This window comes from Pedobacter sp. B4-66 (genome assembly GCF_018492665.1).
Classification (GTDB): domain Bacteria; phylum Bacteroidota; class Bacteroidia; order Sphingobacteriales; family Sphingobacteriaceae; genus Pedobacter.
The window spans coordinates 48,022-60,034 of the sequence record NZ_JAFVME010000002.1; the positions used below are offsets into that span (position 1 = coordinate 48,022).

Below are 12,013 nucleotides of genomic sequence, written 5' to 3' on the forward strand. Positions count from 1 at the left end.
GTCTATTTCTTAAGATGATCATACCCATTGGGGAGACGGGTATACCCATGGTTAACAAGTCTGTCGGCCAGGGTGAGGTAGTACGCAGGGTTTTCAGGGAGTGCGGTTCCTAGTCCGTCCACATAACGATTATATAAGCAGAACAAGGAGGCAATCAATACCGTATCATGAATCTCCACATCAGTTGCGCCAGCAACCTTTGCTTCTTCGATGTGTTCTGCCGTTACACTTTTACCACTTTGCCTGGTTAGGGCCGCAATGGTTAATAACGCTTTCATTTTTTCACTAACAGGAGCTGTACTAATATTTTCTTTTACTTTTTGCGCCGTTTGCGTTTCACCGGCTAACAAATCCGCCGCAGCAGTATGCGCTGTTGTACAAAAAACACACTCATTTCCGTGTGAAACAACAGTAGCAATTAATTCCCTTTCGGTTTCAGTTAATGAAGATGGTCCACGGAGCAAAAACTGCGTTAGTTCACGGATAGGCTGAGCTGTTTCTTTACTATACTCTAGTAATCCGGTAATTCCGGGCAAGTGGCTTTCGAGTGAGATATGAGGCATTTAAATACTGTTTAAAATAAAAGTTCTAAGCCGTAAATTGTAACAATACTATATAAATAACTTCTATACCAGAAGCAAACCAATCAGCAAGAAAACACACTTACCGCTATATATCAGCATTTAAACACAAAAAAACAGCTATTAATTAAAAAATTAAATATTACTCCTTTACCCACAGATAGAATGTAACCATAAGTTTACAAACTTTATTCGTGACAACAAAATAAAAATGCTAAAAGGTTTTAAAATAATATTTTAGTTGCATTTCCGTGCAAAACAGAAGCATTCTTTAATGCCTGATAATTATTGACAAAAATCTGACAGTTAAAAAAAGTTAAGAACACCCTAACTGTCATCCCTAATACTATTTTTGTGGCCGAATATGAAAACGGTTATTCTATTCTTACTTTCTTTGTGTTTCCTTCTATTAGGCAGGTCTGACCATGCTTATGCAGGAGCTCACCAGAACACCGCTTCTTATTCATCTGCTCTTAATACTGAGAAACCACAGCTTACAAAATTCATCAATACCGCGCAGGATCTACCCGTAATTAAGAGCAATTGCTTCAGCGAACAAAGGGAAGACTTCATATCTGTTGAAAATGAAGACGAGGATTTTGTATCTGCAAGAAAATCAGCTCTACCAGTCAAGTATATTATTACACTTGCCTACGCATCTATCTTAAATAGCTCTAGCAATTACGTTAAAAACCGTTTGCCTTTTTGCAAGCATTTTTCTTATACCTCCTCTTACAAGTACATTCTACAAAGAGTTCTAAAAATATGATCAAAAATACGCTTCAGTTATCGAGCGTATGATCATCTGTGCCCAATAAAGGTGTACTAATAGCATCCTTCTTTCAGCATAATTATTCTGGTTCCATACCCGGCAACTGTTGCTATTTCTCATTCCAGAGATTTTTCAATCTCTGATCATCAAATCGTTTTAACAACCAATTAACAACAAATGAAGAGAATTGCAATGCTCACCGGCTTGTGCGCTATTTTGTGCCATACAAGCTGTACATCTGAAAAAAAAGAAGAAAAGGAAGAAGCCAGCAAATACACGGTTACGACTCCTTTAAAAATTGATACCTCGTTTACCAAGGAATACGTTTCTCAGGTAAAATCTGTGCGAAATATTGAAGTCCGGGCACTGGAAAAAGGCTATCTACAAACCATTTATGTAGATGAAGGCCAATCTGTAAAAGCCGGGCAACTCTTGTTTAAAATTATGCCTAAAGTGTATGAAGCTGAATTACTGAAAGCTCAGGCCGAAACCAAAGCCGCAGAGATTGAAGTACAGAATACTAAAACCCTATCTGATAAAAATGTAGTTTCAAAAAATGAACTAGCCATGGCGCAGGCAAAACTTGACCAAGCAAAAGCCGAAACATCTATGGCAAAGTTTCACCTTTCAGCTACTGAGATCAGAGCTCCTTTTGATGGAACCATCGACCGTATCCCGTCCAAACAAGGGAGTCTTATTGACGAAGGGCAATTGTTAACTAGTCTATCGGATAACAGTCAGATGTTTGCCTACTTTAATGTTTCTGAACCGGAATATCTCGATTATCAAACCAACATAAAAGGTCGTGCAGATAATAAAGTAAGTCTACTTTTGGCAAACAATGAGCTTTTAAAATATAAAGGCCAAGTAGAAACCATTGAAAGCGAGTTTAATAATGAAACCGGCAGTATAGCTTTCCGTGCAAGATTCCCCAACCCAGACCGCCTTTTAAAAAATGGCGAAACAGGTAAAATACGAATGATTGTACCACTCAAAAATGCACTCGTTATTCCTCAAAAGGCAACTTATGAAATTCAGGACAAAACTTATGTATTTGTAGTTGATAAGAATGGTGTGGTAAAATCAAGAAACATCATCATAACTGGTGAAATGCCTGATTTATATGTGGTAGGAAGTAACCTATCTCAAGATGACAAAATATTGCTTGAAGGTGTTCAGAAGGTAAAAGATGATGACAAAATCAAATTTGAATACACCGCCCCTGATGAGGTCATTGCCCATTTGAGATTAAAAGCAGAATAGTGATTCACTCCTTAAACAAGAAAATTAATGTTTAATAAATTTATACAGAGGCCCGTCCTCTCGATAGTAATATCACTCATCATTGTGTTCCTTGGGGTTTTGGCCATGACCCATATGCCGGTAACACAGTTCCCTTCGATTTCGCCCCCAAAGGTGAACATCACAGCAGAATATCCGGGAGCTAATGGTGAGCTAATGATCAAATCAGTAATCATTCCACTTGAAAGGGCCATCAACGGTGTACCAGGAATGAAATACATGGCTTCCGATGCCGGTAATGATGGGGAGGCTAGCATACAAGTGGTGTTTAACCTCGGGACAGACCCCAACCAGGCATCGGTAAATATTCAGAACCGGGTAGCATCGGTGGTTAATAAACTTCCGCCATTGGTAGTTCGCGAGGGTGTAAAGATTACCCGTGAGGAATCTAACATGCTCATGTACATCAACCTTTACAGTAAAGATCCTAAAATGGATCAGAAATTCCTGTTTAATTTCGCTGATATCAATGTATTATCCGAACTAAAACGCGTTGATGGAGTTGGGGTTGCCGATATTCTTGGTAACAGGGAATATGCAATGAGAATCTGGCTAAAACCAGACCGAATGCTAGCCCATAAAATCTCTGCCGACGAAGTTTTGGAAGCGCTTAACCAACAAAGTCTGGAAGCTTCTCCGGGTAAAACAGGTGAAAGTTCTGGTAAAAGATCTCAAACCTTTGAGTATGTATTGAAGTACCCTGGCAGGTTCACCACTAAAGAGGGGTACGAAAACATCATCCTAAGATCAAGTCAAAATGGTGAAATCCTTAGGTTAAAAGATGTTGCCAATATAGAATTCGGAAGTTCAATGTACGATATCTATTCTAACCTGAATGGCAAACCTTCTGCCGCGATTACAGTAAAGCAATCTTACGGAAGTAATGCCAGTCAGGTAATTAAAGATATCAAGGCAAAAATGGAAGAAATCAAAAAAAGCTCCTTCCCTAAAGGAATGGATTATGAGATCAGTTATGACGTTTCCAAATTCCTTGATGCTTCAATTGACAAAGTAATACACACCCTGATAGAAGCCTTTATTCTGGTAGGACTAGTTGTATTCCTATTCCTTGGCGATTGGCGTTCTACTTTAATTCCTGCCATTGCTGTACCGGTATCACTCATAGGAACATTCGTATTCATGCAATTCTTTGGTATCACACTAAATTTAATCACCCTTTTTGCACTCGTCCTCGCCATCGGTGTGGTAGTAGATGATGCCATTGTGGTGATAGAAGCTGTGCACACCAAGATGGAAGAGGAACACCTTTCGCCTCTTAAGGCTACAAAAAAAGCAATTCACGAAATTAGTGGGGCAATTATTGCCATCACCTTCTTGATGGCAGCGGTATTTATTCCGGTCGCATTTATGTCGGGACCCGTCGGTATATTCTATCGGCAGTTTTCCATTACAATGGCAACCGCTATCATTTTATCAGGTATAGTAGCGTTAACACTTACACCTGCACTTTGTGCCATGATTTTAAAGAATAATCATGGAAAACCTCAAAGAAAAACCGCTGTAGATAGATTCCTAAGGGGTTTCAATAATGGGTTCAACAAACTTTCTGATAAATATCAGAGAATATTGGGCGCAATAGTAAATCGTAGAATGATTACCTTCCTGATGCTACTGGTTTTCTGTGCCGGAACTTACTTCATTAATAACACACTGCCATCAGGATTTATCCCGAACGAAGATCAAGGGATGTTTTATGCAATCATCCAAACACCTCCAGGTTCATCTCTGGAAAGAACCAATGAGGTATCGGAAAAACTACAGAAAATTGCTGAGAAAATTGATGGAGTACAATCAGTTTCTTCACTTGCAGGTTACGAGATCCTTACCGAAGGAACAGGCTCCAACTCTGGAACATGTCTGATCAACCTAAAAAGTTGGGAGGACAGGAAACACTCAGTTCAGGAAATTATGACTGATCTGGAGGAGAAATCCAAAGATATCCAGGGTGCCACCATCGAATTCTTCCAACCACCTGCTGTGCCCGGATACGGAGCTGCCGGAGGTTTCGAGCTCCGTTTGCTTGACAAAGCAGGATCAGGCGATTTCAAGAAGATGGAAACAGTGAGTAGAGACTTTGTAAAAGAACTAAGCAAGCGCCCAGAATTATCATCAGTGTTTACCTTTTACAGTGCCAGTTTCCCTCAATACATGTTACGCGTTGACAATGACATTGCCCAACAAAAAGGGATTACCATTGAAAATGCCATGAACACACTTTCTACATTGGTAGGTAGTAATTACGAAACCAATTTCATTAAGTACGATCGACAGTACAAGGTTATGGTACAGGCACTACCGGAATATAGGGCATTGCCTGAAGATATTCTGAAACTTTATGTGAAGAATGACCACGATGAAATGGTTCCATTCTCTGCCTTTATGAAGATGGAGAAAGTGTATGGCTTGTCAGAAATAACACGCCATAACATGTACAATGCATCAGAGATCAGCGGTTCATCCGCACCCGGATACAGTAGTGGTGCGGCAATTAATGCCATTAACGAAGTGGCACAAAAAACCTTACCAAGAGGGTTTGGAATTGACTGGGCAGGTATTTCAAAAGATGAGGTATCTCGTGGAAACGAAGCTATTTACATCTTCCTGATCTGTCTGGGATTTGTATACCTGATCCTTGCGGCTCAGTATGAGAGCTTTATCCTGCCACTAACAGTAATCCTTTCACTACCTGCGGGTATTTTCGGTGCATTCCTGCTATTGAAATTATTAGGTCTGGAAAACAACATCTATGCACAGGTAGCAATGGTGATGTTGATTGGTTTACTCGGCAAAAACGCGGTGTTGATTGTAGAGTTTGCAACCCAGAAACATCGCGAAGGAGCTACAGTACTCCAAGCAGCTTTAGAAGGATCGAAAGTCAGGTTCCGCCCAATTTTAATGACCTCTTTTGCATTTATCGCAGGGTTAATCCCATTGGTTATGGCTAATGGTCCTGGTAAAATTGGCAACAGAACAATAGGTACCGCCGCCGCAGGAGGTATGCTTTTTGGAACTATTTTCGGAGTACTTATTATACCCGGACTATACTACATATTTGCCAAAATATCCGAAAAACATATTCTTGTTAAGAATGAAAACGAAAATCCGTTAACAGAAGAAATTGATCATAATGTATAAACACAAGATATATAAATGCATTGGCCTGGTGAGTATTTCACTGGCCATTGCAAGCTGTAAGATCCCTGCGTTCGTACAGTCTGTTGAAAATAAATCAGTTCCTGAATCCTATACTAACAATAAGGATACCGCCAATATGGCGGCGCTTGAATGGAAGAGCTTTTTTACCGACCCCAAACTGGTAAATCTGATCGACACAGCCATCAAGCGTAATCAGGAACTGATGATAACACTTCAGGAAGTTCAAATAGCGAAGAACGACATCAAATTTAAACAGGGCGCCCTATTACCTACCGTAACCGGAAAGCTTGGCATGGGTGTCGAAAAAGTAGGAAGATACACCAGCCAAGGGGCTGGTGATGCCTCAACGGACATCACTCCCGGCAAGGAAACTCCTGACCCTTTAATGGATTACACCGCTGCAGTGTATGCAAACTGGGAAGTAGACATCTGGAAAAAGCTGCGCAACTCTAAGAAAGCAGCAATCAACAGGTATTTATCTTCTGTAGAGGGTAAAAACTTTGTACTCACAAATCTGATTTCTGAAGTTGCGAACTCGTACTATGAATTACTGGCACTGGATAATCAGCTAGAGATTGTTAAGCAAAACATCCAGCTTCAAAAGAATGCATTGGAGATTGTGAAGATTCAAAAAGAAGCAACAAGAGTAACCGAGTTAGCTGTTCAGAAATTTAAAGCTGAGGTGCTAAACTCTCAAAGCATGGAGTTTGAAATTCTTCAAAAGATCAAAGAAAGCGAGAATAAGATCAACTTTTTACTCGGCCGATTCCCTCAGGAAATCCCGAGAGATAAAGGCAATTTTTTAAATCTGTTGCCCGCAGCTGTTCACACTGGTATTCCTTCTCAACTGTTGGCCAACAGACCAGATATCAAACAAGCTGAACTAGAATTGGCTGCTGCAAAACTGGATGTAAAAGTGGCTAAAGCAGAGTTTTATCCTTCCCTGGATATTTCTGCCGCATTCGGATTTCAGGCATTCAATCCAACTTATCTGGTTAAATCTCCAGAATCGATGCTTTACTCCCTTGCCGGAGATCTTGCAGGTCCGCTGATTAACAGGAACGGAATAAAAGCGGAGTTTAAGAATGCAAACCTACGTCAACTTCAGGCCATGTATAACTATGAGAAAACCATTTTAAATGGATACTTAGAGGTTTCTACTCAATTATCCAATATAGATAATTTGGAAAAGGGTTATCGTTTGAAGTCTGAACAAGTAGATGCATTAAACAAATCCATTGAAATCTCTAATGATTTATTTAAATCAGCAAGAGCAGATTATTTGGAAGTTTTAATGACGCAGAGGGATGCTTTAGAATCTAAACTGGAACTTATAGAGACAAAAAGAAACCAGCTCAATGCTGTAACCAACATCTACCAGGAGCTTGGTGGAGGTTGGAAATAAATTCCACTTACAGGGCCTTATTAAGGGCTTGCTAGAGCTACAGCCGAAGCACCTCCCCTTAATAAGGCCCTTTTAAATTATTTTCTTTTCATTTTAATTTTTTCTATTTGGTACTCACCAATACTCCTTCCCTGAATTTGACCATTTTCAATAGCTGGTCTATAATGAATTCCTCCATAAAGCCTGCTAATTGATGCTTCTTTAGCAGCCTGATCAAAAGAAGTAAAGCCTCTTATTGGCAACCCATAATCAACCTCCGTATCATCTTGAAATTTAAAATTATCTCCAAATATTTTAGTTAGAATATATGCTGCTGATGTTGAAGCAACACTATGCCCACTTGGATATTCTGGGAATGGTGGTGTTTGCAAAATTGGCTGCCAGTTTTCATCGATATTAGAATTTATGAATGTTTCTGGCCTGATATAATTGCTCCTGTATTTTTCATCCCAACAACTAATAAAGGCATCAAATATCGCAATGCAGGTAGATGTGTATGCAAAACTACTTTGAACATAATTAAAGTCTTTTAGTTTGCAGGCAATGCCAGTAATTGAAATCCAGTGTGCACCGGGTGATATTTTTTTTGTTGCATAATTCATATGCCCATTTACATTTAAAAAGAAAGGGTTACAATCCCAAAATTTCGCAATGTCTAGTTGTTCTCCATTTAAATTTTTACCAGTTAAATAAACTTCATTCGCATTTGCGTAAAACTCACTATTCTTATCCTTACTATAAGACGGAGGAGGAGACGGTTTAAACTGATCGGCTGTTTTCATAAATAGTGGTCTTATTTTATCCCAATAAGGTTCCACAGCCGCCATATAACCAGGAGGAGTAGGTGCCCAGTTACCTTCTTTTTTTACAATACTATAGCGTCTTAATTTACGTGTTTCTTTATATTGGTCTTGATCAACCCATTTTAAAACAGAATCTGATACATTTTTACCGTATAAAATTGAGTTTTGAACTACAGTATCAGGATATCCTTTTACTTTATACCATAACAGTATACTGTTTAAACTATCTAAAGCTACCTGATCCGAGAATACAAGGCGTTTTGCAACCTGCCAGTATGCATAGGTAGCAGCTAGTGAATAGCTAATTTGCTTTTTATCAGCTTTTGGAATTCCATTAAAGCTATTCAATTGTCCTTTTAAAGATTGAAACTGATTATTACTCTTAACCTGAATTTCATATGCAGCAATGTTTGCATAAACAAATATTCTACTCGCAACAGGTGGAGAAAATATATCGCTTACAATAATATCAGAAAGTGCTTTCTGTGATCTGTGCAAAGGCGATGGATCATTTTCATTTTTACGCCATTGGGCATTGACATGGACTGATATACAGAAAAAAAATAAAAACAAATATATCTTCATGATGTTCGTTTTAATTAGCAGCCTTTAAAATCTGAACTTTATCATTATTTTTAACAACAACAATTTTTTTGGTCCCCCCTTTAATCTCAATCATATTTCTAACATCGCCATCTATATACAATCCCGAATCGTAGGGAGGCACTGGTTTAAAGTCACCCTTCCCATCTCCAAGTAAAAGTAAGCCCAAACCAGCATCTGCTTGACCAAGCTGAACCCGGTAGGGATAAAAATTTCCGGCCAAAAGGATGTCATCATGTCCATCCTTATTAAAATCATCTACAGCTATGCCCCATGTTCTGGAAAATTGCGCTTCGATTGGAAGAGCTTTGATGGTAAATTTCCCAGTTCCATCATTTAATAAAATAGATGTTTCGAGTTGTCGGCAGTAAAATTTTTGACTTTTGCTCAACTGCTCTGGTGTAAATAACTTATCTATTGTTATATCCGAGTAAGAGCTATAGTTTAAAAAACGCTTTTTTAATTGAACCATCTGATCAAGTAGTTCATCTCTAGATGCCATTGGATAGTTTTCTCCCTGAATGTAATAACACATAATCGGATCCAATGCGCCATCATTATTAAAATCTGAAGCATAAATGGTTATTGGTTGCTTATTACTCGCTTTAAATTGATTGTTTAAACCACAGTTCCCTACAACAAAATCAATTGCCCCGTCATTATTCACGTCCATAGGCACGATTTTACTCCACATACCATCTGAGTTTTCTAAACCTGAGTCTTTATCATATTTCAAAGCCCCTTTATCATTTGTAAACTTCTTTAATGGCATCCAATCACCGCCAATTAACAACTCTGGATATCCATCTTTATTTAAATCCTGCCAAGAAGCTGAAACAACCATACCTGCGTACTCCAAATCGGGAGAAAGTTGGCTGGTTACGTCGCTAAACTTTACTTCTCCACCCCTTGATTCATTTCGCAATAAGTAACTCTTACTGCATAGTGGAAAAGAGCCTGGCTTACTCATTCCGCCAACAAAAACATCTAAATCTCCGTCCTTATCAAAGTCACCAACGCTAATGGCCTGTTTACTACCCCACATTTTTGGCAATGCATCTTTAGCCTTACTAAAAACGCCCTTTCCATCATTTATATACAGTCGATCCTGATATTCAGGGGCGTTTTCATCGTATTCATTTCCACCACTTACAACCCATAGATCTGGAGCCCCATCTCCATTTGCGTCAAAAAAAACTGCATTTACATCTTCACTGACCTTATCTTCATCCCAAGGCTGACTTGATGAAGGGTTAAAGTTTCCTTCTTTATTACCTAAGAATAACTGACCCGTTTGACCAATTGCTCCTCCAATAAAAACATCTTCTATTCCATCTTTGTTAACATCGGCCTTGGCTAGGGCCGGACCGAATTTTGATAGTTGATAAGGCAAAAGGGTTTCGACTTTAAAATCTATAAAGTCGTTTTCGTTATGTTTAAATTTCAATCCCGATTCTAGCGTATTATCTACAAATAGGGGCTTTGCTTTAGCAATATTCTCTTTTCTGATTACTGCCTCTTTTTGATTAAATGTTAGTATCTGATTCGATTGTACATTTTCAATAAAACTCTCTTTTCCATCTGGCCAAATTACTTTAACATAATTTATTTTAGTGTTTTTACCTACACCAAAACAATTGATTTGACTTATGCTAGATTGATAGCCACGCACCACATATTTCTCCTGATACTGTAGGTTTTCGTTTGTTTTAACGTAAATTTTAGCGCCTATTGCCGCCGTGTTTAACCCCACCCCAATAAGCTCGATTTTTAAATAGTTTGATTTTAGTAATTCTGAATTATTCTTATACACCATTACAGGTGAGTTTATGTTACAAACAATTAAATCCAGATCACCATCATTATCTAAATCGGCATAAGCAGCACCATTAGAAACGGAAGGTGCCGAAACTCCCCACTCTACCGTTTTATTAGTAAAAGTTAAATCATGGTTGTTGGAAAAAATATAATTTGAGATTTTGTTTGAGGGCATTTTTTTCACCAAATCGAAGGTTTGAAAGTTTAAATGTCCCTGTTTAAGTGATTCCTTTTGTGCATTGGCAACAGTATATTTCAGGAAATCCATATCGGTAAAATCCCTTAAATAACCATTAGATATAAATAAATCTTTCCAGCCATCGTTGTCAAAATCAGCAAATAAAGAAGCCCAACTCCAATCTGTATTAGAAATGCCCGCTAACTGACCTATTTCACTAAAACGCAGACTACCATCCTCAGCTACACCTTGATTTAAGTGTAACATATTTCTCATTTGCTGATTATAATATCCACTGTCTATTAGTAAGTGATACTGATCATATTCATCCGGTCCTTTTAGCAGTTTCTGTCTATGGTTATCCTCTGGCAGCATATCAAGAGTGATAATGTCAGGCCGACCATCGTTATTGTAATCGGCAATATCCGAACCCATTGAATATTTTGAAATGTGCTTAATTGATTTCCGGATACTTTCGGAAAAAGTCCCATTCTTATTGTTAATGTAGAGACAATCTTGTTCGGTATAATCACTAGAGGTATAAATATCAGGCCAGCCATCATTATTTAAATCGCTTACCGCTACGCTTAGACCAAAATTTAAAGCATTGTTTATAATCCCAGAGGTTAAGGTAACATCTACAAAATGAGGTTGATTGTTTTTAAAATCATTTCTAAATAAACGATTCCCATATTTCATATTTGGGGTAGATCGTACTTTTTTAGTGTTTAAAAAAGGTTTATAAGTTTGGTTTGAATGATTTAGCAAAAACATATCTAAATCACCATCATTGTCATAATCAAAAAAAACTGCCTGTGTAGATTGAGTCCCTATTGCATCAAGACCATAAACTTCGGCCATATTTTTAAAAGTAGGTATCCCTCCTTTTATTCCCTGATTAATAAACAATTCATTTTTGAGTTTATCATCTGGAAATTTTCCTGAATGACAAACATATATATCAGGCAATCCATCTCCGTTTACATCGGCTATACTAACTCCTGTCCCCCAAGTACCATTCCCTCTCACACCTGCTTTATTTGTAATGTCTTCAAATTTTAAACCATCCTTATTAAGGTATAATTTATGGTCCGCTCCATTTGCCGAAAAAAAAATATCAGGCAAACCATCGCCATTAAAATCGGCTACTCCAACTCCTGATCCATTATACAAATATTCGTAGTTCATAACATGTAATGAATCCGTTTCAATTACTCTATTTACAAAACTGATATTTGTTTCTTTAGCAGGCAGCAAGGTAAACAAAGGCTGTTGCCCATTAGCATTGTTAACAAAAGCAGTTAGCATTGAGAAAAAAAGTGCAAATAGCCATATTCTTATTTTCATGGTACTTTCTATTAAATCAAGCCAAAA

The 12,013-nt window shown here is 38.1% G+C and carries 7 protein-coding genes; 4 read left to right on the forward strand and 3 right to left on the reverse strand.

The window, feature by feature from the left end:
• Positions 1 to 2 precede the first annotated feature (2 nt).
• Positions 3 to 563: a carboxymuconolactone decarboxylase family protein gene (locus J1905_RS04080; RefSeq protein WP_214225973.1), complete on the reverse strand. Its 561-nt coding sequence runs from the start codon at positions 561 to 563 to the stop codon at positions 3 to 5.
• A 382-nt stretch (positions 564 to 945) separates the two neighbouring features.
• On the opposite strand from J1905_RS04080, the gene J1905_RS04085 reads away from it, so the two are divergent.
• From J1905_RS04085 to J1905_RS04100, 4 genes are all read left to right on the forward strand, one after another.
• Positions 946 to 1,350, forward strand: coding sequence for a hypothetical protein (locus J1905_RS04085; protein WP_214225974.1), 405 nt, complete (start codon positions 946 to 948; stop codon positions 1,348 to 1,350).
• A 180-nt stretch (positions 1,351 to 1,530) separates the two neighbouring features.
• Positions 1,531 to 2,616: an efflux RND transporter periplasmic adaptor subunit gene (locus J1905_RS04090; protein WP_214225975.1), complete on the forward strand. Its 1,086-nt coding sequence runs from the start codon at positions 1,531 to 1,533 to the stop codon at positions 2,614 to 2,616.
• A gap of 27 nt (positions 2,617 to 2,643) precedes the next feature.
• The gene (locus tag J1905_RS04095) at positions 2,644 to 5,811 is read left to right on the forward strand and encodes an efflux RND transporter permease subunit (RefSeq protein WP_214225976.1); all 3,168 of its coding nucleotides are present in this window, start codon (positions 2,644 to 2,646) and stop codon (positions 5,809 to 5,811) included.
• A 28-nt stretch (positions 5,812 to 5,839) separates the two neighbouring features.
• Complete coding sequence (locus J1905_RS04100) at positions 5,840 to 7,237, forward strand: TolC family protein (protein WP_350027966.1); 1,398 nt, start codon at positions 5,840 to 5,842, stop codon at positions 7,235 to 7,237.
• A gap of 77 nt (positions 7,238 to 7,314) precedes the next feature.
• Here J1905_RS04100 and J1905_RS04105 read toward each other — a convergent pair whose 3' ends face one another.
• Positions 7,315 to 8,625, reverse strand: coding sequence for a vanadium-dependent haloperoxidase (locus J1905_RS04105; protein WP_214225978.1), 1,311 nt, complete (start codon positions 8,623 to 8,625; stop codon positions 7,315 to 7,317).
• A 10-nt stretch (positions 8,626 to 8,635) separates the two neighbouring features.
• On the reverse strand, positions 8,636 to 11,986 hold the full coding sequence (locus J1905_RS04110) for a VCBS repeat-containing protein (RefSeq protein WP_214225979.1): 3,351 nt from the start codon (positions 11,984 to 11,986) through the stop codon (positions 8,636 to 8,638).
• Between the last annotated feature and the right edge of the window lie 27 nt (positions 11,987 to 12,013).